The organism is Fibrobacter sp., assembly GCA_024399065.1.
Taxonomy (GTDB): Bacteria; Fibrobacterota; Fibrobacteria; order Fibrobacterales; family Fibrobacteraceae; genus Fibrobacter.
The window spans coordinates 1-21,186 of sequence record JAKSIB010000007.1 but is presented as its reverse complement, the minus strand read 5'-3'; the positions used below and the strand labels follow the sequence as shown (position 1 = coordinate 21,186).

The 21,186-nt window shown below is 49.2% G+C and carries 17 protein-coding genes; 9 read left to right on the top strand and 8 right to left on the bottom strand.

What is annotated here, in order from left to right; all coding sequences use genetic code 11:
• The first annotated feature begins 97 nt into the window (after positions 1-97).
• The 3 genes from MJZ25_04870 to MJZ25_04860 are packed head-to-tail and all read left to right on the top strand — an operon-like array spanning position 98 to position 3,293.
• On the top strand, positions 98-1,675 hold the full coding sequence (locus MJZ25_04870) for a hypothetical protein (protein MCQ2123501.1): 1,578 nt from the start codon (positions 98-100) through the stop codon (positions 1,673-1,675).
• A gap of 17 nt (positions 1,676-1,692) precedes the next feature.
• A complete protein-coding gene (locus MJZ25_04865) occupies positions 1,693-1,968 on the top strand; it encodes an XRE family transcriptional regulator (GenBank protein MCQ2123500.1) in 276 nt (91 codons plus the stop codon).
• Positions 1,965-3,293: a TldD/PmbA family protein gene (locus MJZ25_04860; protein MCQ2123499.1), complete on the top strand. Its 1,329-nt coding sequence runs from the start codon at positions 1,965-1,967 to the stop codon at positions 3,291-3,293. The genes MJZ25_04865 and MJZ25_04860 overlap by 4 nt, the downstream gene beginning before the upstream one ends.
• Positions 3,294-3,358: 65 nt before the next feature.
• Here the strand turns inward: MJZ25_04860 and lgt are convergent, their stop codons facing one another.
• Genes lgt through orn form a run of 3 tightly spaced genes read right to left on the bottom strand, consistent with a single transcriptional unit; the run spans position 3,359 to position 6,195 of the window.
• Positions 3,359-4,237 carry a prolipoprotein diacylglyceryl transferase gene (lgt, locus tag MJZ25_04855; GenBank protein MCQ2123498.1) on the bottom strand — a complete coding sequence of 293 codons (879 nt, stop codon included), beginning with the start codon at positions 4,235-4,237 and terminating at the stop codon, positions 3,359-3,361.
• A gap of 9 nt (positions 4,238-4,246) precedes the next feature.
• The gene (locus tag MJZ25_04850) at positions 4,247-5,647 is read right to left on the bottom strand and encodes a penicillin-binding protein (GenBank protein MCQ2123497.1); all 1,401 of its coding nucleotides are present in this window, start codon (positions 5,645-5,647) and stop codon (positions 4,247-4,249) included.
• Between the two features lie 2 nt (positions 5,648-5,649).
• On the bottom strand, positions 5,650-6,195 hold the full coding sequence (gene orn / locus MJZ25_04845) for an oligoribonuclease (GenBank protein ID MCQ2123496.1): 546 nt from the start codon (positions 6,193-6,195) through the stop codon (positions 5,650-5,652).
• Between the two features lie 229 nt (positions 6,196-6,424).
• Between orn and fabF the strand changes: the two genes are divergently transcribed.
• Complete coding sequence (fabF, locus tag MJZ25_04840; GenBank protein ID MCQ2123495.1) at positions 6,425-7,654, top strand: beta-ketoacyl-ACP synthase II; 1,230 nt, start codon at positions 6,425-6,427, stop codon at positions 7,652-7,654.
• A gap of 89 nt (positions 7,655-7,743) precedes the next feature.
• A complete protein-coding gene (locus MJZ25_04835) occupies positions 7,744-8,709 on the top strand; it encodes a YfiM family protein (GenBank protein ID MCQ2123494.1) in 966 nt (321 codons plus the stop codon).
• Positions 8,710-8,792: 83 nt separating this feature from the next.
• Here MJZ25_04835 and MJZ25_04830 read toward each other — a convergent pair whose 3' ends face one another.
• The gene (locus tag MJZ25_04830; protein MCQ2123493.1) at positions 8,793-10,331 is read right to left on the bottom strand and encodes a hypothetical protein; all 1,539 of its coding nucleotides are present in this window, start codon (positions 10,329-10,331) and stop codon (positions 8,793-8,795) included.
• 169 nt (positions 10,332-10,500) lie between these two features.
• On the opposite strand from MJZ25_04830, the gene MJZ25_04825 reads away from it, so the two are divergent.
• From MJZ25_04825 to MJZ25_04810, 4 genes are all read left to right on the top strand, one after another.
• Entirely contained in the window at positions 10,501-11,091 is a 591-nt protein-coding gene (locus MJZ25_04825) for a hypothetical protein (GenBank protein MCQ2123492.1), read from the top strand.
• A 175-nt stretch (positions 11,092-11,266) separates the two neighbouring features.
• Positions 11,267-16,705 (top strand): InlB B-repeat-containing protein, encoded by a 5,439-nt coding sequence (locus tag MJZ25_04820; GenBank protein MCQ2123491.1) that lies wholly within the window; start codon positions 11,267-11,269, stop codon positions 16,703-16,705.
• Positions 16,706-16,717: 12 nt separating this feature from the next.
• Positions 16,718-16,861 carry a hypothetical protein gene (locus tag MJZ25_04815; protein MCQ2123490.1) on the top strand — a complete coding sequence of 48 codons (144 nt, stop codon included), beginning with the start codon at positions 16,718-16,720 and terminating at the stop codon, positions 16,859-16,861.
• A gap of 151 nt (positions 16,862-17,012) precedes the next feature.
• Positions 17,013-19,358, top strand: coding sequence for a UvrD-helicase domain-containing protein (locus MJZ25_04810; GenBank protein MCQ2123489.1), 2,346 nt, complete (start codon positions 17,013-17,015; stop codon positions 19,356-19,358).
• On the opposite strand, the gene MJZ25_04805 is transcribed toward MJZ25_04810, so the two are convergent.
• From MJZ25_04805 to MJZ25_04790, 4 genes are all read right to left on the bottom strand, one after another.
• Positions 19,344-19,925: a phosphatidylglycerophosphatase A gene (locus tag MJZ25_04805; GenBank protein MCQ2123488.1), complete on the bottom strand. Its 582-nt coding sequence runs from the start codon at positions 19,923-19,925 to the stop codon at positions 19,344-19,346. The genes MJZ25_04810 and MJZ25_04805 overlap by 15 nt on opposite strands.
• A gap of 93 nt (positions 19,926-20,018) precedes the next feature.
• Entirely contained in the window at positions 20,019-20,609 is a 591-nt protein-coding gene (locus tag MJZ25_04800; protein ID MCQ2123487.1) for a zeta toxin family protein, read from the bottom strand.
• Positions 20,606-20,803: a hypothetical protein gene (locus MJZ25_04795; protein ID MCQ2123486.1), complete on the bottom strand. Its 198-nt coding sequence runs from the start codon at positions 20,801-20,803 to the stop codon at positions 20,606-20,608. Before MJZ25_04795 ends, MJZ25_04800 begins: the two co-directional genes overlap by 4 nt.
• A 95-nt stretch (positions 20,804-20,898) precedes the next feature.
• The coding region (locus MJZ25_04790) for a hypothetical protein (protein MCQ2123485.1) at positions 20,899-21,186 on the bottom strand (288 nt) is incomplete at its 5' end.

The window sequence follows — 21,186 nt, the reverse complement described above, 5'->3', positions numbered from 1 at the left end:
TTTAAAAGCGGATTGCCCTTCAATTATATATGGGCAGTCCGTTTTTTGTTGTCATCCCGGCCCTCGAGCCGGGATCTCCTTTTGTATATTTGGTTATATGAAGAATCGTTATATCGCAATTATTGTTGTGTTCTCCTTGTTGCTGTTGCTTCCGTTTACGGTGCAGACGGTGGTGGACCTGCAGGGCGAGAAACGATTCCGTAGCCTTGATATTTTCAAGGACCTGGTCTATACTCCCTTTAAGCGTCAGGTGGACTTGGCTGCTGCTGCCGAAACGCTTTCTGTTCGCTGGAAGGAGGCACGGGAGGCGATTGCCGGTGGTGCGGAAACATCTGATGCTCTTGAACCGGTGATTGGCTCCCTTTCGGATTTGGAATCTGCGGCACTTACCGTGAATGCCTATGCAGAACTGGACAGCGGGGAAACGGGATTCAAGTTGTTGAAACAAGCGGACACTCTGCTCTCCGCCTTGGAAGATGAACCGGAAACTTTCCCAGCTGTGGACTCAGCCTTGAAAGCTGTGGTGGCAGAATTCAGTGGATTCTCCTTGGTGAAGGCTTTCCACGATATTAAACATTATGGTATTTGGACTAGTCGTTATCTTCGTGCCTTCGAAAAGAAGGTTGAAGACGAAAATGCCTTGGTTCTGGCGGTACGCCCCAGATACCAGCTTGCGGTTTGGAAGATGCTGAAGGATCCAGGCGAAAAGGTGGTGCTGGCTGACCGCGGTAAGGACGCCGATTCTGATCCGTGGTTGTACTATCGCCAGGATGTGGAATTCCTTGTGCAACCGTCTCCGTTGGATATTCGTTCTGCAAAGTTGGATAATCCGGTTTCCGCCATTACAAAATTCCGTGACCAGCTGAAGGCCAAGAATGTGGAACTTTTGGTTGTGGTTGTTCCTGGCAAGCCCAGCATTTATCCTGAAATTTTGACGGGGAAGGATATTTTCTCTGTAAATGAAGGCGCAAAAGTGGCAGAACCACGGTTCGGCCATGGAAAGAGAATCCTGGATACTTTGAAGGCTCTTGGGTTCAATACAGTGAATCTTTATACACCTCTTTGGAATGCAAAGATTGATGATGACAAATTTGGCCCTCTTTACCTGAACGATGATACCCATTGGACTCCTCGTGGTGCGGAACTTGTGGCGGATTTGATTTCTGTAAAGGTTCGCCGTATGATGGCTGATGGTGTAGTGGATCTTGGCCCTGAAACCATGGATTACGTTGCTTCTGATAGCTTGGCGGACCGTATGGGCGACATTGGTGAAATGAGTGGCTTGAACAAATTCAATACCTTCAAGGTGCAGCAGGTTACAGGCCATGTGGTTTCTCAGCAGACAGTGACTGAAAGAGATTCAATAAATAGCGACACCACCCGTGTGCCGTTTAAGGATGATTTCCGCAAGTCCAAGATCTTGATTCTTGGTGATAGCTTCAGCCGTATTTACCAGACCGACGCACCGGTAAACGCAGGCTGGATTTCTCATTTTGCAAAGAACATGAAGCGTCCTGTGGCAAGCATTGTCAGCGATGGTGGCGCAAGTACTTTAGTACGTGAAAAGATGGCTCGTAAGGCTGGAGTTCTCAAAGGCAAGAAACTTTTGATTTGGGAATTCGTGGAACGTGATTTACGTTTCGGTGCCGAGGGCTGGAAGACTGTAGAATTTTAGTTTGGTAAGAGGTTTGTATGGCAAGACATGGAACGCCCACACCGGGTCAGGCTATTTTGGAAGGCATTGAATGGCTCAAGATGGACAAGGCTGAATTTGCCCGTCGTATCGGTGTTTCCCTTGAAGTTTTGGAATCCCTGATTGCAGGAACTACTCCCATTACTCGCGAACTTGCCACTTCTCTTGAATCTGTGACGGGTAGCCCTGCCGCCTACTGGACCATGCTGGAACGCAAGGCCCGCCGTGCTGCGGCTCCGGAAACCTCGAACCTTGAACCTGGAACCTTAAAATGAACATTATTGACGCTGTATCCTATATGTGTGACTTGGCCAAGGGCCAGGCTGAACAGTACGATGTGATTGCTACTACTTCTCATTCTGAAGGATTGTCCGTTTTCCAGGGACAGGTTCAGAACACTGAAATTTCTGATTCCGTGGGTATGGGTGTTCGCGTAATCAAGGACGGCCATCCGGGCTATGCCTATACGGAACGTTTGACAAAGGATGCTATCGCCCAGACTTTGAAGGATGCACTTTGCCATACCCAGTGGACAGAATCCATCGATATCACTTTGCCTAACGCTGTGGAAATGCCGGATACTTATCCCAACTACAATTCGGCTTTGGAATCCTTGAATCTTCAGCAGATGAAGGATTTCTGCATTGAACTTGAAAAGCAGACTTTTGCAAAGTCCAAGGAAATTGAAAACATTCCGTACCTGGGTGCGGATATGAGTTCTGCATCTTCTGTCATTGCAAACAACACTGGCCTGATGTACAAGGGCAAGTCCAACTACGCTTCCGCTGGGGCGGGTGCAGTGGCTTCCCGCGACGGCATCAAGAAGCTGGGAAACTTTGTGAAGTCTGGCCGAGACTGGGGCGAATTCAGCATTGATGAAATTGCTTCCAAGACTGCCGATTATGCTACTGAACTTTTCGGTGCAAAGAAGATTGAAGGCGGCAAGATTCCGGTGGTGTTCTCTGAACGCGTTTCCGCACGAATCATCGGGATGTACACCAGTCCGTTCATTGCAGAATCCATGCAGAAGGGGCAGTCTCGCTTGGCCGGCAAGGAAGGCGAAAAGATTGCTGGTGAAAAGTTCTCTATCGTCAACGATCCTCAGGGTGACATGTTTGCCCACAAGATTCGTTATGACTCCGAAGGTTGCGTGGCCAAGCGCGTGGACGTGGTGAAGGATGGCGTTTTCAATAGCGCCCTCTACAATCTTGAAACAGCAGCGAAGGCTGGTTGCGAAACTACCGGTAACGGCGCTCGCGATTTCGGCAGCAAGATGGTGACCGGCTTTAACAACCTGCTGGTTCCCCCGGGAACCATGACTACCGCAGAACTTCTGAAGCTGTTCCCCAAGTGTCTCTTGGTGGTGCGCCTGGAAGGTGGTTCCGGCTGTAACGCCATTAGCGGTGAACTCTCCATGGGTGCCCACGGCTTCTGGTGCGAAAACGGCGTAATCCAGCATCCGGTGGATGGCGTGACCTTGAGCGGAAACTTCTTCGACATTATCCAGAACATTGTTGAAGTGGGTAATGAATACAAGGATAAGTTCAGCAGCTACCAGGTACCTGCGCTGGCTGTAAGCGAACTCAGCGTCAGCGTATAAAAAAAAAGCCCCACCGGGGCTTTTTTTAATTACGAATTACGAATTACGAGATTCGTCTCTCGTCTTTAACCTTTAACCTTTTCGCTTTTCCCTTTTCTTTCGCGGTAGATTAGCACAACCATCCAGATGATGCCGCCGAGGATCATGAGGCTGCAGAGGGTCTGGCCGCGGCTCATGCCGAACAGGTCGTTGCGTCCCAGGTGTGCGTCGGACTTTCTGAAGAATTCAATGAAGAATCGGAAAATGCCGTAACCCATCAGGTAAAGGCAGGGCATCTTGTCGCGGAGCAAGGGAATGCGGCGCAAGTTGTACAAAAGTGCGAACAGCACAATGCCTTCGAAGACCATTTCGTAAAGCTGGCTGGGGTGGTGGAGGATGGGGTTGCTCAAGGGACTGTCGTGAGCCAGGGGGAAGTACATGCCGATGGCACTGGTAGTGACTTCTCCGAAAAGTTCCCCGTTAATGAAGTTGCCCCAACGTCCCCAGGTGTATGCCAGAGGTGCCACCAGGAAGCAGAGATTCAAACCCTTCCAAACGTCCATCTTGTTCTTCTTCAGGCCGATGAAGGTGAAGATGGTTCCAAGAATCAAACCGCCGTGATAGCTCATGCCGGCGATGCCTGCAAAATGGGTGCCGGTGGCGTCGTGGGTAAAGGGCAGGATGATTTCCATGGGGTTGGCTAGGTAGTAGCCGGGCTTGTAGAAGAACACGTAGCCGAGGCGAGCGCCAATGATGATGCCTGCGATAATCCAGGTGAACAGACTATCGAACTGATCCTTGGTGTAGCCCATGTTTTCTTTCTTGTTGATGCGCCACATGGTAAAGTATGCGGTGACAAAAGCGAAGATGTACATGATGCCGTACCAACGGACGGGGAAACTGCCCAATTCGATGGCTGTACCGTCAAAGTACGTGGGAATCAAATTCCACCAAGACAAATCCATTTTATTCTCCTATTTATTCCACAAATTCTGATGTGCCCAATAATTTATCAACATTCCTGCTACTTGGGTAGTGGGTTGTGGTCTTAAACCTTGATTATCGTAAATCTGCAGCACCACCAGGATGATTGCCTTGCTGGGGTCATCCTTGGACTGTGCGAAACCCATGAACCAGTCGTAACGACCCTTGGGATCCTTGCCGTCCAGAGAACCGGTCTTTCCGCCGATGGTCAAGGCGTTGTAGTTCTTGCGGGCCATGTGCTTTGTAGAAATGTTCTTGCGGGCGGTGCCGTGGGTGACGGAACGGATCATTGCCTGACGGAGACCGTAGTAGGTGTTTTCCTTGAAGGTGCCGACATCAAGAGCGATGCGTCCCTTAGGTGCGTAACCCTTCAGGTTCGGGGACCAGGGAATTTCCAGCGGCTTCTTCATGAGGATGGCGCGGACCTGTGCGGCAGCCTGCAAAGGGGAAAGGGTGGTGGCGTCGGTGAAACCGCAGCTGGCTTCTGCCAGACCGTAGCCAGTGTCAGGCGGGGCGAAAATGGAACGGCCCGGAAGACCTGCGCCGAAATTCATGTTGTAACCCAGCTTGCGGGCGGCTTCCTTCAACTTGCTTGCGCCGACATCCATGCCGATGAGCGCCAGGGGAGGATTGTAGGAATGGGCGTAGGCATCCTGCATGTCGACGGTGGGACCGTGGTAGTTTGCGGGAACGCGGAGCTGGTTCTTGTACAAATGATGGGCGTGACCGATCAGCGGAATCTGGGTATTCAAAGCGTAACGGTTGTTGTCCATGGCGGCAGCGATGGTGATAGTCTTTGCCAGGGAGGCTGCCGGGAAAGTGTTTCTGATCAGGTAGTCGGGCTTGCTCTGGACGGCATTGTCCTTGCGTTCGCCCCAGGCGAGAATTTCGTTGGTCTTGGCATCCACCATGAGGATGATTGAGTTTTCCGGCTTGAAACGACGGAGTAGGTTGTCGATTTTTTCTGCCATGTACACATCTTTCTGGTTCTTGATGTGGGTGCTGTCGATAACTTCGGGTTGTGGCGGATTTTCGGGGGAGACTGCTGCGGCGATGGTTGCCTGGGTGTTTTCCAGATCCTCGGCGGTTGCCCTGGGCAGTTTCATGGACTCGCTGGACTTCTTTTCTGCAGTTTTCTTTTCGGCAGAAGCTGTTTCAGTCGGAGTAGCCTGGGCGGCAGAATCGGTCTCGGCAGGGGAGGCCTTAGGTTCGAAAACCTGTCCAAATTCGCGTTCGGCCTTGGCGTAGCCGGTGTTATCTCCACATTTGGAAATGCAGGAGCCGATTCCAAGACAAATTGCAACAAATACAACGAGAACAATGCAGCGGTTGCGCATTCTTGCCGCGCGGGAGATGCGCTTTCTAGGTTCTTGATAAGGTTTTAAAGCCATTTTTACTTAAAGATTGTCTTTCTATAATATTCTAGTTCAGCAATACTTTCGCGAATGTCGTCCAAAGCCTGATGGTTTTCCATTTTCTGGAATTCGGGCAGGTTGGGGTACCATCTGAAGGAAAGTTCCTTTACGGAGCTGACATCGATGTTTCGGTAGTTCAGCCAGTTGGACAACTTGGGCATGTACTTATATATAAAGCGTCTGTCCTGGGTGATGGAGTTGCCGCAGAGGAGGTTGCCTCGGAATTCGGTGTAGGGCTTGATGAAGTCCAGGACCATTTTTTCGCAATCTTCGATGGTCAACTTGGATTTTCGGCAGCGGTCTACAAGGCCGCTTTGGTTGTGATGGCGGGTGTTCCAGTCGTCCATGCCCTCAAAAACATTTTCAGTTTGATGAACGGCAAGGACAGGGCCTTCGGCCAAAGTTTTCAGGTTTGCGTCCGTAACAATGGTCGCTATTTCAAGAATAACGTCCTTTTCGGGATCAAGACCGGACATTTCCAGGTCCATCCAAACCAGATTGGGGGAACTTTTCCATCTTACCATATATCCGCAAATTTAACTATTTCGTCGGGAAATCTTGTTTTAGGGTTTTATTTTTAAGTGTTTTTTGCTAACTTTGGCCCGTCAAATTCAGAAACGTTCGTTTTTTTTTGTGCTCGTAAACTTGGGTAAAATCGGCTTGCGTAACATAAAAAAAAACTTTGCGTAACATTTTTAATTGCTATATTGTGGCGCAGATCACAAGAACCTCAATTATAACAAGTGGGTTAATATGGAAGAAGTTGTAATCACCGGTATGGGCTGCGTTTCCGCCCTTGGTAATTCCCCTGATATTCTTTGGGACAACCTCCTCGCAGGTAAGTCTGGCATCACCCCGATCACTCGTTTTGATGCTTCCGCATTCACCACCAAGTTCTCTGCTAGCGTTAACGAATTCGTTGCAGACGAATACTTCTCTGCTCGCGACCAGTCTCGCTACTCTCGCAGCATCCAGTATGCTGTCTATTCTGCATACAAGGCTCTTGCTGACGCTGGTATCGATCCCGCTGCTGAAGATCCCTCCCGCGCCGGTGTGATTATCGGTTCCGGTATCGGCGGCATGAAGATGTACACAGACTCCTGCGTTGCTTTCGCAACTCGCGGTCCGAGCCGAGTGTCTCCCTTCTTCATTCCCATGGCTATTACCAATATGCCTGCTGGTGAAGTTTCCAACCGTATCGGTTGGATGGGCCCCTGCTTCGCAGTGACCTCCGCTTGCGCAACCTCTAACCACTCTATCGCAGCCGCTTACGATGCTATCCGCCTCGGCCGTGCCGACATCATGTTGGCTGGTGGTTCCGACGAAACCGTGAACGAAGTTGCTGTTGCTGGTTTCTGCTCCATGAAGGCTCTCTCCAAGCGTAACGACGACCCGACCACCGCTTCCCGCCCGTTCGACGTTGACCGCGACGGCTTCGTTATCGGTGAAGGTGCTGGCGTTCTCGTTCTCGAAAGCCTTTCTCACGCTCAGAAGCGTGGTGCAAAGATCCTCGCTCGCGTTGCTGGCGTTGGCATGAGCGCTGATGCTCACCACATGTCCGCTCCCCGTGAAGATGGCGAAGGTGTTCGCATGGCTATCGAAATGGCTCTCCGCGATGCTAAGATCTCTGCTGCAGACGTTGGCTACGTCAACACCCACGGTACTTCTACTCCGCTTGGCGACGTTGCTGAATGCTCCGCTCTCGAAAAGGTCTTCGGTCTCCGTGACACCCTCAAGATCAACTCATCTAAGTGCATGATCGGTCATGCTCTTGGTGCTGCTGGTGCTCTCGAAGCAATCATCACCATCAAGTCCCTCCAGAACCAGATGATCCACGCTACTACCAACGTGTTCAACCAGGACGAACGCATCCACTTCGACGTTTGCGCCAACAAGAACACTAGCCACTCCTTCCGTTACGCCATGTCCGATGGCTTCGGCTTCGGTGGCCACAACAGCGTCGTTCTCCTCGCTAAGGATTAATTGACCGGTTTACGGTTGAAAAGGCCAGCCCGCAAAGGCTGGCTTTTTTTATCTAGAAAATCCGTTCAAAGTTTCTATATTTGCCTTTCGTGAAGAATTTGTATAAAACTCTGATGGCAACTACGTTGGTTTGTGCCGGTGCCGCCCAGGCAAATAATTTCCTGGGCCCACTTACCTGGCGTGATTCCACTTTTGATTACCGTACCGAAGATCCGGAATACATCAAGTCTGAAATTTCCGTACCTAAGCTTGCCACGACAATCGGGGTTACCGCATCTGCTTACGCCGCTGCCTATGGATTTGTTTTTGCCAAGGGCTGGTGGGACGAACAGGGCAACGATTTCCATTTCGAGAATGATTTTGACTACGCCCTGAATCTTGACAAACTGGGACATTTTGCCTCGGGTGTCGCTTTAAGTGAAATCTTTTACGAAGGTTACCGCTGGGCGGGAATTTCCGAATTCTATTCCTACTTGTTTGCCGGTCTTTCTGCCGTGTCCACCCATATCGCCATTGACGTGAAGGATGGGTTTGCACCCAAGTGGGGCTTTAGCATTTTTGATGTGCTTTCCGGTTCCATTGGTGGTTTTTTGCCTATGGCTGAGCGATACGTTCCTGCATTCAAGTATGTGGACCTTAAGTGGAGCTACTGGATCAATACCAAGATTTATTACGACCAGAACCACAAGGCTTCGGGTGATGGCGTATTTACCGACGACTACGTGAACCAGACTTACTGGGCGTCCTTCAAGCCGTACCGTTTGCTTCCTGCCGCGGCCCAGAAGTATTATCCCAGCTGGCTTGCCTTTGCTGTTGGCTTGAGTATCGACGAGGGCGCCTTTACCCACGAGTATAAGAGGCACGACCATCCCGACAAGAGCGTTGCCCATCGCGAAGTTTATATTGCCTTGGACTACGACTTCGAGGCGTTAAGGCCTCACAGCCGCTGGGCCAGAACTTTGGTGAAGTGGCTCAACTACTTCAAGCTTCCTGCTCCGACCTTGCAGGTTTATCCGGAAGTCCATTGGTATTGGTTGTATCCCATTAAGTTTTAAATAGATTTTAAATAAAAAAGCCCTGGTCCAGAGACCAGAGCCTTTTAAATTTTGCTAAGCTAGCAGGCTAGGCCTGCAGGCTCTTAGAACTTGAAGACGGTTTCGAGACCGAAGCGGAGACCGAGATCGCCAGCAACCGGAGCATCGTCGCCGATTGCAATGTCGATCATGCCGTAAGCGGTCATTTCGAGGTTTTCAACCGGGGTGATGTAAGCGCGTGCGCCTACGTCGAAGGTTGCTGCGTCGAAGTCGAAGTCATAAGAGTTGGTGTGGACTTCAACAGGAATGCCCAGCTTGATGAATTCAGCCAACTTGAATGCCGGTTCTGCGAAGAGGAGCATGCTTTCGGGAACTTCACCTGCGTATTCTTCGTTGCCATCTTCACCTTCGCTGGTGATTGCAAAGAGGAAGGAGGTGTTGATCTGGAACATGCCCATTTCGAAGCTGGGTTCAGCCAAGATGACGTGAGCCATGGAGGTCTTGTCGTAGGTCTTAGCACGGCCCTTCTTGTCGAGCTTGCCGTTGGGAGCACCTGCATCATCGTAGTCGTCGCTATCGATCAGGTAGTCCATGTGCAGGCCGTAGACTGCGCGGAAGCTGAAGCCACCGATGGTCAAGCCAGCGTCAACACCGGCGTGCATTTCGTTGTGGCAGTTTTCCTGGAAGGACAGGTAGTTGAAGTACGGACGGAGGTGCTGGCCAGCGTAGTTGAATTCGTAAGCTGCGTGCACGTCATATTCGTAGCCGTCGCCGCCTCTCAGGAAACCGTAACCGAGTTCCAGGCCTGCGAGGTCGATTTCAATACCACGGACGTTCTTACGAACCATGCCAGCAGCGTTGATGGACGGATCATCGTAGCCATAGTAAGACTTGAATGCGCCTTCCTGCCACTTCAGGTCACCGACCTTGATTGCGAATGCATCAGCCGGCTTGTACTGAACGTAAGCCTGTTCGTAAGCGAAACCAGCGTATGCACCGTAGTCGTTGTATGCTTCAACGCTCAAGAATGCAGACCAGCTGTCGTTGAACTTGACATCGACGTCGAAAATAGCGTCGGTGTAGAAGCTGTGGCCAACATGCTGTTCGGTCAGGTCGCCAGCTTCAACGTCGAATTCGACAGTACCGTTAACCTTGACCTGCATGTTTGCAACGGAGGTCGGCTTGCTGAAGCTTTCCTTGATTGCTGCGAAAGCAGAGGAAGCAGCAGCGCCGACTTCGCCCGGGTTGGTGTTGTCTGCAGCCGGAGCAGCTTCAGCGGACTTGGCTTCTTCAGCCTTCTTAGCTTCAGCAGCAGCCTTTTCTTCTTCAGCCTTCTTGGCTTCAGCGGCAGCCTTTTCTTCTTCAGCCTTCTTGGCTTCAGCGGCAGCCTTTTCTTCTTCAGCCTTCTTAGCTTCAGCAGCCTTCTTTTCTTCTTCAGCCTTCTTGGCTTCAGCAGCGGCCTTTTCTTCTTCGGCCTTCTTAGCTTCAGCAGCCTTAGCTTCTTCAGCGGCCTTAACAGAGTCTGCGTTTACAACCGGAGCTTCAGCCTTGGGGGCTTCAGCAGCAGCTGCGGGGGCGTTCTGGGCAAAAGCGCCAGCGGCAGCGAGGCCGAGCACGATTGCAGAAAGCTTGATCTTGTTCATCTCTATACTCCTTTAGTAGGATGTTTGGTTAGTTTATAAAACACCTGAATAATTTGTACCCCAAATTTAGTTAGATTAACTAAAGATTGGAATACTGGAATCGCAAAAAGTCCTAAAATTTGTAAACCGTTCCATTTCTTGTAAACAAAAGTTTTAATTGGACAAAAAAATGAAAAAATTACGCCTTTGTTCTAGGGTCTTTGCTGTTACAATATTTGTTTTTGCAAACTTTGTGCCAAGTTTCGCCGTTCCCCAGACCGGCACCTTCAGGGATGGTCGTGACGGCCGTGAATACCGGACCGTATATGTAGGTTCAAGGTTGTGGATGGCCGAAAATCTGGCTTTCAAGACCAAAAACAGCGCCTGCTACGACAATTCAGAGGAAAACTGCAAGAAGTTCGGTCGACTTTATACCTTCGAGGACGCCCTCAAGGCTTGCCCTGCAGGTTGGCACCTGCCCGAAGACGAAGAATGGACCATGTTCAAAAAGTTCATCGAGGATAGTGACGGCAAGGAAGACGCCTGGGTGAGCCTCAAGTCCCGCGACAAGTGGGACGGCTCCGACCGCTACGGCTTTGACGTGGTTCCGGCAGGGAAGGCTTCTGACGGATTCTACGACCTTGGGGTCTCCGCCCACTTCTGGAGCGCCACCGAAGAAGACGGCGACGCCTTTGGCTGGCACCTCGCTCCTCCCGGTGACTTCAGCCGCGACTTCGACATCAGCACCAACATGTACTCCGTGCGCTGCTTGAGGAATTAGTTAGAACAACTTAACTCGTTGATATTCAATAAAATATGCCGAAATTGGTCTAAAAACGCCAGTTTCGGCCTTTTCCTTTGTATGTAAACTTTTGTAAAAACAACTTACAAAAAACTTACAATGAAGAACGTTGGTTTCTAACTTTGCCGCGGAATTTTTTATTAGGTGGAGAACTATGCTTAAAAAAGCCATTTTCCTGTCATTGTTCGCATTTGCCTTTGTTACCAGTGCAAGTGCTGCTATTACTCCCACGCCTGCCGAGGATCTTCGTAAGGACTCCGAAGGCTGCTACCTCATTGGGACCGCTGACGAACTGTACGGGTTTGCGGAAATGGTGAAAGCAGAGAATTACGGTTATTATTCTTCCCCTGTCTTTAATGCGTGCGTCAAGCTGACTGCAGACATTACCGTCAATGAAGGTGTCTTAAACGATGACGGTTCTTTAGCGGAAGGCTCTTTTGAATCCTGGACTCCCATTCAACGCTTCAATGGTTCCTTTGACGGTCAGGGCCATGTGATTTCCGGTTTGTACACAGATGTCAATGCTGATGCCGCCGGTTTTATTGCAGAAGTGAATGCAACGAGCTCTTCCAGTACTGTCAGTGCCGAAATCAAGAACGTCGGCCTTGAGGATTCCTACTTCAAGGGCAAAGGAGACGCCGGTGCGTTTGTCGGAAAAGTGGTGAATAATGGAGCGAAGCTTACCATTACCAACAGTTATACCACAAGCAGTGTTGTTGGAGGTTCCAATCCCTCTGATGGTGTTGGTGGCTTTGTTGGGTTCAACAGCGAAACTGTCAATATTTACAATAGTTATTTTGCAGGATCTTTGCGTCCTATAGTAACGTCGAATAAAGATGCATTTATTGGTTCACTCGATGTCTATTTTAGTAACAATTCTGTTGAAAATAGTTTCTATGTGAATTCAAACTCCGATTTCGGAAGCCTAGTCTCCGACGGCGACATGAGAAACGGGCGTGTTGCGGCAAAGCTTCACTCCTACTTGGGTGCGAAATCTAACGGATCTATTTGGGGGCAAAATGTTGCTGCCGGAGATTCAAAACCAAATTTCAAGGGTGATTTGAATGGAATTTCTGGTGTATCTCGGTTGACATACCATTTTGCAGATGGATCCAGCATAGAAACCCTTTATTTGGAGGGTGAAGGTTTCTCTTTACCAACGACCATCGCGAACCACATTGTAGGTGAATGGTATACAGATAAAAATTTGACCAATGAAGTGGAGTACCTGTATAGCGATATGACGGGTAATCTTGATTTGTACACAAATGGTCTAGCTATTTCTGAACCGGAGAAAGACGGCCGTAATTGCTATCTAATTTCAAATGCTGCTGAACTTTATGGTTTCGCCGCTATTGTGAATGGCGATTATGAAGAAGGCCGTTATGCGGAGAATTACGCTTGCGGTAAATTGACAGCTGACATTACTGTAAATAAAGATGTGGTTGATGATGCTGGATTTGTAAATGAAGGTAATTATGTTAGCTGGATTCCCATTGGTATTGGTACTAACTATGGAAATGCCTTTAAGGGAATCTTTGACGGCAATAACCATAGTATTTCTGGTCTGTATATTAAAATCAAAAATGCTCCTATTTTGTCAAGGCCGTCTGTACCTACAGAAACTCAAACGCCTGCGGTGTTACGTGCGCCTAGTTACCAAAACAACACTCGAGACAATATGGGCTTGTTTGGCTATGTACAGAATTCAGGCAACTATGGAGAAAGTACCGTCATTAAGAATTTGACCTTAAGAGACTCCTATTTTACCGGTGTAAGGCATATTGGTGGTATTGTTGGTTATGTGGGATCCAACACTTTGCTGAACTTTGAAAATGTTCATAATAAGGCAACGGTCGAAAGTGAAGATGGAGATATTGGCGGTATTGTTGGCTATGCAGATTATTACGCGAAGTTGAACTTTAAAACAAGTTCAAATGAAGGTCGAGTATCAAGTAATTTTGAAAACGTCGGTGGCTTTGTCGGACATGCTAAACAGGCACAAATGAGTTTTGAAAATGTTTATAACGTTGCTAGTGTAGAAGGTTATAAAGCTGGTGGACTTGTTGGCTACCTAGAAGGTCAAAATGTTGTAGGAGCGACGCCTGCTTCTATAAGTGTTGTAAATAGCTATGTTGACAATGAATTTGAAAAAAACGTTGACTTAGGAAATTTTATCGGCAATTCCACCAAGGCTCAGGTCAACGTCATTAACAGTTTCTATAAGCAAAATAAGTATTTCACTACTACTTATGGATATCTTGTTAATGACGTGTTGGTGCATAACGGCTTTGTTGCTCATTTGCTGAATATTTTTAACGATGGTTCTGTTGTTGGTTCTGTATGGGGGCAGAATGTAACCAATGGCGACCTACATCCCAATTTCTCGGGAACGTTGATTGGTTGTGATTTTGAAAAGAAAATCACATACCATCTCTCTGATGGCACAACAGTTACTGATACTTATATATCTGGTATAGGCGCAGAATTGCCTGGTGAAATTGAAGATAAAAAGATTTTAGGCTGGTTTACATCGGATAGCTACAGCGAAAAAGTAGATGCCATATCTTCTCTAGAAACAGAAGACCTGGATCTTTATGGAAGAGTGACAACTCTTGCATTTGTTGACGGCTATTATGAAATAAGTTCAGCTGCAGGTTTGTATGAGTTTGCCACTTTGGTGAATTCTGGCGAAACATATGCTAACGCTAGGTTGACTCAGGATATTGTCGTAAATACCAACGTGCTGAAGGCCGATGGAACCCTAAATGGGGATGGTTCTAGTTTCAAAACATGGACTCCGATTGGTGATTTTTATAATCACTATCAAGGAGAATTTGATGGCCAGGGTCATGTTATTTCCGGGTTGTATTCAACTGTAAGTGATGCCGGTTTATTCGGTTATGTAGGCCGTGCTGATGTGCATGGAATTGGTATTGAGGATTCTTATTTCGAAGGGGATAAAATCGGTTCCTTTGTTGGTGTTGTTTACGATCAGTATGTTTATATTTACGATTGCTATAGTACGTCTACTTTGAAGGGAGCTACTGTTGGAGGCTTTGTGGGCTTCGTTGCTGGCGAATCGGAGGTAGATATTGCAAACGCCTTCTATGTTGGCAAATATGAAGGTTCTCTTTCTAAAGATGCCTTTGTCGGAAGTTCTCATAGTATAAATCCTGAAATTTATTTGTATAATGCCTTCGTTCCTGAAATACTTTCCACTCGTTGGGAGGACGCAAGTGTAGTACCCATGGAGTCTTTTGAAAACGGATACGTTGCTGCAATTCTACATGGAATCAATTATATGTGGGGACAAGATGTTGTTGCTGGAGATAAGTTGCCGAACTTCAGCGGTGAAGTTTCCGAGAACTTCAAACTCGTACGTCTGGTAAAATTTGTAGATGGCGAATTTTGGAGTGAAGAATCATATGCGTATGAAAATAATTTTGAACTTCCCGTACCATCGATTCCCGGCTATCGCTTTGAGGGTTGGTATACGGACTTCACGGGAGAACCAATAACCGAAATCCCTGAAGGCGTTGATTATATCTTTGGAAAATTCGTTTCTAATGTAGATTCTGAAGGCTGCTATGAAATTGCATCCGCTGATGATCTTTATCTCTTTGCGGATAGGGTAAACAATGGAGTCAACAATGCTAATGCAGCTTGTGCTAAGTTGACTGCAGACATTGTTGTTAATGAAAACGTTTTGAAGAAAGATGGATCCTTGAATGGGGATGGTTCTAATCTCCGTAAGTGGACCCCAATCGGCTCTTTGATAAAAGAACATCCTTTCCAAGGAACCTTTGATGGACAAGGCCATAAGATTTCTGGTCTATATTTCAATGATGGAGCCTCTGCGGTAGGCTTGTTCGGTTTTGCTGTTCAGGGCGCTTCCATAAAGAATGTTGGCGTTGTCGACTCTTATATTAGGGGCGAAAGCAATGTTGGCATGATTGTAGGACAGATTTCTGGTGAGGTGAACATTTCTAATGTTTATACCAAGGGTGCTGTTGAAGTCAGTAGTTCCCAGGTTGGCGGTATTGTTGGTTTTGTTGCAGGGGTCTTGACCATTGAAAACAGTTATAATGAAGCTTCTGTAACTGGGCCTAATCACAATTCCAACGCAGGAGGTCTCGTTGGTTTCCTTGCTGTGGGAAGTTTGAGCATGAATAACTGTTACAATTTAGGCACTGTCTCTGCTCCGAACACAACGGGCGGCTTAGTTGGATTCTCCTCTGCAAAAGTTAGCTTAAGTAACTCCTACAATCTTGGTGAAATTATCTATGATAGCATGCATCACAATGATGTAGGTGCAGTTGTGGGTTACACTTCTGTAAGTAATTTGACTGTATCCAATGTGTTCTACCTTGAAGGCGACCTTGGATTTGCAGGACAGGGATCCGGCGTGTCTTCCCTTGGTACCGCCATGTCTCTCGATGACTTCGCCAACGGTTCCGTGGCAGCTCTGCTTCGCGGTTCTGATGAAAATTCCATCTGGGGTCAGAACGTTACTGCCGGCGACAAGTATCCCAATTTCAGCGGTTCTATCGTAAAGCCGGAACTGGTTCTCACATGGGATGAAGCTTCTGAAGAAGTCAATGTCGCAGACTTGGAAATTCCTGCGGAAGCGGCCTCCATTGCAATCGAAGAAGGCAAGCAGTTCTATGCCAACGGCAAAATCTACGAAGGCGAGCTCACTGCCGAAGACATTCAGGAACTGAAGACAGCTAGCGCAACCCTCAAGCCCATCAGCGGTATTGCCTTGGCCAAGGATGGCGATGGGGAAGGCGTTGTGGCAACCCTGTCCGGTTCCAAGAGCACCGACGAGCTTGTGGTTCCCGAGGACATTACCGTGGAACATATCGAGATCGCCCGCAACTTCACTGCCGGCCGTTTCTCTACGTTGATGCTTCCGTTCTCCATGGACCTGAACGAAGACATGGAAGACGTGCTCCAGATTACCGACGTGCAGAAGGAAGGCGACCAGTGGGTTGCAACCGGTACCAGAGCCAAGAGCATTGTGGCCAACACCCCGTACCTTATCAAGTTCAACAAGAACGCCTCCATCTCCGTGGATAACGTGACTCTCAAGGCAACGACTGGCAAGATTATGGAAAGCACTTCCGGTCCCTGGACATTCAGGGGTGCCTACAAGGGCAAGACCTGGGTCGAGGGCGATCCGGAACTGGGCAAGGTCTACGGCTTTGCCGGCGTCAACGAAGGCGATAACATCGTGGCCGGCCAGTTCGTGAAGGCTGGTGTCGGTGCAAGTGTTCCGCCCATGCGCGCCTACCTGGTGTACAACAAGCCTGTGGTTTCCCCCAAGCCCGGCGTTGGCCTGATGAAGGCCGCTGCCAATGAGACTGAGGAACTCCCGAAGACAATCGTTGTCCGCATCGTGGACGATAACAATGAAGTCGTTGACGAAACCGTAATCGAAGACGTTATCCAGGGCATCGCCGGCGACAACCTCAACACCGCCGACAAGAAGCCTGCCCGCTGGTACGACCTCCAGGGCCGTCACCTGAACGGCAAGCCCACCGCCCGTGGCGCCTACATCAAGAACAACAAGGCAATCGTGAACAAGTAATTAGGAGGAAAAATGGAAAACGAAAAGAAAGAATACATAGCTCCTAGGATGGAAATCATCGATGTTACGAACGACGTAGGAATCCTATGCTGCAGCTTGGACTGCGTTGACGAAGAAGTTGAATCCGTGGTAGAATACCACGACATATTCGACTAACAGTTCGATTACTCTCTCAACGAACATGGCCTCGGCGTTGTCCGGGGCTTTTTCGTTTAACATCTGCGGAAAAGAATTTTTTATCAAGTTAGTGCACAAAAGGTTACTAATTATACTATATTTTGTGTGAATGGATTTGTAGGGTTTTTAAATGAGCTTTGAACAGGAACTTGCCAAACTTGATGCTGAACAGCGCCTGGCCGTAGAGACTACGGAAGGCTATGTTCGCGTGATTGCTGGCGCAGGTTCTGGCAAAACCCGCACTTTGACCCATCGCTACTTGTATTTGGCCAAGGAGATGGGCATTTCCCCGTCCAATATCCTTTGCGTCACCTTTACCAACAAGGCTGCCGGCGAAATGAAACGCCGCGTCCGTTCCATGCTGGGGGGCGACGATTCCGGTTACATTTCCACGTTCCATGGTTTTTGCGTCCAGTTCCTTCGGGAGGATATTCACGTTCTGAACTATCCCAAGGAATTCATGATCATGGACGAGGACGACCAAAAGTCCCTGCTAAAAAAGTGCTATGCCGAACTTGGCCTGCACTTGAACGACATGAAGATCAGCAGCGCCCTGGACTTTATTGGCGGCCGCAAGGCCAACGAAATGGATTACGTTTCCATGTTTGCCGAAAAAGATGCCGAAAGCTTGCTGGATTTGATCGGTGCGGCTCCCGACAAGTGGCACAAGGTCTATTACCGCTACATTTACGAGCAGCGCAAGAACTTCGCCCTGGATTTTGACGACCTGATTCTGGTGACGCTCTACATTCTGGAACGTTTCCCCGAAAAGCTGGACAAGTGGCGTAAGCGCATGATGTACGTGATGGTCGACGAATTCCAGGATATCGACGGTCAGCAGTACCGCCTGGCGGATTTGCTCAGCAGCTATCACAAGAACCTTTTTGTGGTGGGCGACCCGGACCAGACTATTTATACGTGGCGCGGTGCCGACGTGAACCGTATTCTGGATTTTGACCGCCATCATGAGGGTTGCAAGACTATTTTGCTGCAGAACAATTACCGTTCTACGCCCAGCATTTTGAGGGTGCCCGATTCTGTTATCAAGAACAACCAGTTCCGTATCGAAAAGGAACTTCGTCCGGTGCGCGCGGGGGGCAAGACTCCGGTTTTCTATCACGCAAAGAATACTCGTGACGAAGCCAAATGGATCGTGGAACGCATCAAGGGCGCTATTGACAAGGGCGCGTCTTGCAAGGATATTGCGGTGCTGTATCGTATGCATTCCCAGTCCCGCTCGGTGGAAGAGGCCTTGATGAGCGAAGATATTCCTTACAAGGTCTACAGCGGCATCGGTTTTTACCAGCGCCAGGAGGTGAAGGATGTTCTTTGCTACTTGCGCATGCTGGTCTATGGCGACGACCTGAGCTTTATGCGTGTGGTGAATACGCCCAAGCGCATGTTCGGCCCCAAGAAGCAGGCTGCGTTGGCGGCTTATGCGGGGCGTCGCGGGCTCACCCTGTACGATGCCCTGCTTGAAATTTATGTGGCTGCCGAGGCGGAAAATGCCGCGGTAGAAAACGTGGCGGCCGACGAAAACAAACCGGAACTGGATTGCGCCGCCTTTATGGCCCGCACCAAGGTGGGGGAGTTTGTTCAGCTGATTGAAAAGTACCGCGCCCTGGTGAACGAGATGGCGGTTAGCGATGTGCTGACCAAGATGCTCCGCGAATCGGGCTACGAGGAAATGCTCCGCCTGGATGGTGACGACGATCGCCTCAGCAATCTTGCAGAATTGAAGCAGGGCGTTATGGAGTTCGAAAAGACTTTCGAAGAAGACGCCACCCTGGATGAATACCTGCAGAATATTGTGCTGTTCACCAACTCCGACACCGACTCTTCCGACGACAGCTCTGGCGGTTCCGCCGATTCCTCGGCCCAGGATGCGGCCCGCAAGGACAAGGTACAGCTCATGACGATTCATAACGCCAAGGGGCTGGAATTCCCCTATGTGTTCGTGTGCGGCTTGAACGAGGGTTGTTTCCCGGTGAAGCGCGTGAAGAACAAGGTCCAGCTGGAGGAAGAACGCCGCCTGGCTTACGTGGCCTTTACCCGCGCCGAAAATGTCCTTTGCATGAGCGATGCCGAGGATAGCGCCGGTGGCGATGTGCAGTGCCGTTATCCGTCTCGTTTCTTGTTGGAAATGAACATGGACGAACTGGATATTGCCCGCGGCTTCAGCGACGAATGGTACCAGGAGGCCCGCAAGCACATTGCCCAGGTAGATAGCGAACGTGAATTCGGCGAAGACCTGGATGGCATCCTAAAGGGTGGCATCGACGAATCGGATAGCTACGGCGTTGGCAAAAAGGTTCCCTCGGCTACGTTTGGTGAGGGGGACCGTGTTGTCCATAAAATAATGGGCGCCGGCACCATAGTAGGCATCGACGCCGAGAATTTCTGTTACGAAATCAAGTTCGACAAAATCGCCACGCCCCGCACAATCCAGTTTGACTATCCGCTAGAGGCCGAATAGGGCTACGATTACGGCCATGAGAATGCCTGCGTAAACACCGCCCAGCAAGTCGTCGGCCATAACGCCCCAGGCGCCGGGGAAGGCTTCGAACTTGTGAATTCCCAGGGGCTTCAGAATATCGAAAAAGCGGAACAGGGCGAATGCGATTCCCAAAATCCAGGGGTGTGCCAGGATGCTTGCCGTGGAAACGAAGGCGACGGACATGAAAATTCCACACACTTCGTCAATGACAATCCAGCCCGGGTCCTCTGTCTGGGTGTCCTTCATGGCTTTCTTCACGAAAGGGATGGCGGCAAAGAAGACGAAGAGGGCTGCGGCAAAAAAGGCGATGTTCAAGCCTGCGCTGTATCCCGCGAAGGTCAAGTCCGGGCATCCGATTTTTGCAAACAGTAGAGCCATGGGGTAGGCTACGATAGCGGCTGCCAAACTTCCCATGGTGCCGGGAGCCTTGGGGCTCATTCCAGAACCGAAGAAAGTACAAATCTGTGCGGAAACAAAGTCCGTACCGCGCCACTGGTGAGGCACGCGTTTCTTGCCGTATTTTTCCTTAAGCTCTTCCTTGTTCATGTCGGCAAATATAGTCAAATTCGATTATGCTGTGATTTAATAGAGGGCAGCGCCATTCATCGGTGCGGCCCTTTCAAAGTTACAGTGCCTTGATTACAGCAGTTCCTGAACCCAATTGGGCAATATCTCGGCGTACTGCTTATACAAGGCTCCGTCAACCATTCTGCAAATCAGCTTAGGCAACTGATTGTCGACGGAATTGTCGTAGATGTAAGCTCTGTCTACTATGGAGATTGCGACGGCAGCATTCGCTAGTGACTTGTAGTAGCGGGTCACGATTTTAGAAATAGGGACTTCGTGGCCGCCTGTGAGGAAACGGTTTGTTACACGAAGAACGTTAATTGACGGCTTTTCTGTGCATACAAAGAAAAATCGTATGAAGAACCCTGCGTCTTTTGCCTTGCGTATGAATTCAAGCTTCTCGTCTGAGGAAAAAACGGTCTCAAAGACGAAGTTTTTCTTTTCTTCAAGGCATTTGTAGCGAAGTTCGGTAGAATGCTGAGCTGCTTTTAGCACTGCTTCGGGGGAATTCCAGTTTCCGAACATTTCTTGGGCGATGTTGTCCGGGTTGATATAGACGCTATCGGCTGCCCATTCATTTTCCAGCAACTGAATGGTCGTAGTAGTCTTTCCGGAACCGTTTGGACCGGCAACAATGCATAGTGTCGGTTTCTTTTCGCTCATAGCAAACCAAGACGTAATTTTTTCTGGGCGATATTTGAAGCGACTTCTGCACGCATACGATCCATAGCCTCTTCTGCCTTGCGGGAGGATTCACGTGCTGCTGCACCGACCTTTTCCATAAGGGCTTCCAGCATTTCGTCGGAAGGCTCCTCCATGGATGATAGCCTGTATTTTTTCAGTTCTTCATCTGCCATATCTGTAAATATATGAAAAAATGTGATGAGTTAATACACCGTTTTGTCCAAGTCCCTCAAAATTTCTTATGATTGGAGAGGAATGCCGGTGGAGTTCAGGATGGAAAGCAAATCAGGAAACGTACTTGAAAATACGCATGGTTGCAGTAAAAAACAAGGGCCGCGCCTTCAATGGTGCGACCCTTCGCACGGTCCGGCAAGTCAAAATCGCAAAGCCAGATGGCCACGGATTCCGGCAGCTCGTAACATTTCGGGTCCAGATAAACCTGTCCCTGGAGCTCTACTGGAATTTGAAGTCCCACTTTTGGAATAGTGCTCCGACGGCGTTTGAGCGCTTTCCCGTTTGGGGAATAGTGCTCCGACGGCGAATGAGCGCTTTCCCG

Coding starts and splice junctions, on each gene's coding strand:
- lgt (MCQ2123498.1), bottom strand. CDS start 4,237: ATGGATTTGTCTTGGTGGAATTTGATTCCCACGTACTTTGACGGTACA.
- MJZ25_04830 (MCQ2123493.1), bottom strand. CDS start 10,331: ATGAACAAGATCAAGCTTTCTGCAATCGTGCTCGGCCTCGCTGCCGCT.
- MJZ25_04865 (MCQ2123500.1), top strand. CDS start 1,693: ATGGCAAGACATGGAACGCCCACACCGGGTCAGGCTATTTTGGAAGGC.
- MJZ25_04805 (MCQ2123488.1), bottom strand. CDS start 19,925: ATGAACAAGGAAGAGCTTAAGGAAAAATACGGCAAGAAACGCGTGCCT.
- MJZ25_04825 (MCQ2123492.1), top strand. CDS start 10,501: ATGAAAAAATTACGCCTTTGTTCTAGGGTCTTTGCTGTTACAATATTT.
- MJZ25_04820 (MCQ2123491.1), top strand. CDS start 11,267: ATGCTTAAAAAAGCCATTTTCCTGTCATTGTTCGCATTTGCCTTTGTT.
- MJZ25_04860 (MCQ2123499.1), top strand. CDS start 1,965: ATGAACATTATTGACGCTGTATCCTATATGTGTGACTTGGCCAAGGGC.
- orn (MCQ2123496.1), bottom strand. CDS start 6,195: ATGGTAAGATGGAAAAGTTCCCCCAATCTGGTTTGGATGGACCTGGAA.
- fabF (MCQ2123495.1), top strand. CDS start 6,425: ATGGAAGAAGTTGTAATCACCGGTATGGGCTGCGTTTCCGCCCTTGGT.
- MJZ25_04800 (MCQ2123487.1), bottom strand. CDS start 20,609: ATGAGCGAAAAGAAACCGACACTATGCATTGTTGCCGGTCCAAACGGT.
- MJZ25_04870 (MCQ2123501.1), top strand. CDS start 98: ATGAAGAATCGTTATATCGCAATTATTGTTGTGTTCTCCTTGTTGCTG.
- MJZ25_04815 (MCQ2123490.1), top strand. CDS start 16,718: ATGGAAAACGAAAAGAAAGAATACATAGCTCCTAGGATGGAAATCATC.
- MJZ25_04810 (MCQ2123489.1), top strand. CDS start 17,013: ATGAGCTTTGAACAGGAACTTGCCAAACTTGATGCTGAACAGCGCCTG.
- MJZ25_04795 (MCQ2123486.1), bottom strand. CDS start 20,803: ATGGCAGATGAAGAACTGAAAAAATACAGGCTATCATCCATGGAGGAG.
- MJZ25_04850 (MCQ2123497.1), bottom strand. CDS start 5,647: ATGGCTTTAAAACCTTATCAAGAACCTAGAAAGCGCATCTCCCGCGCG.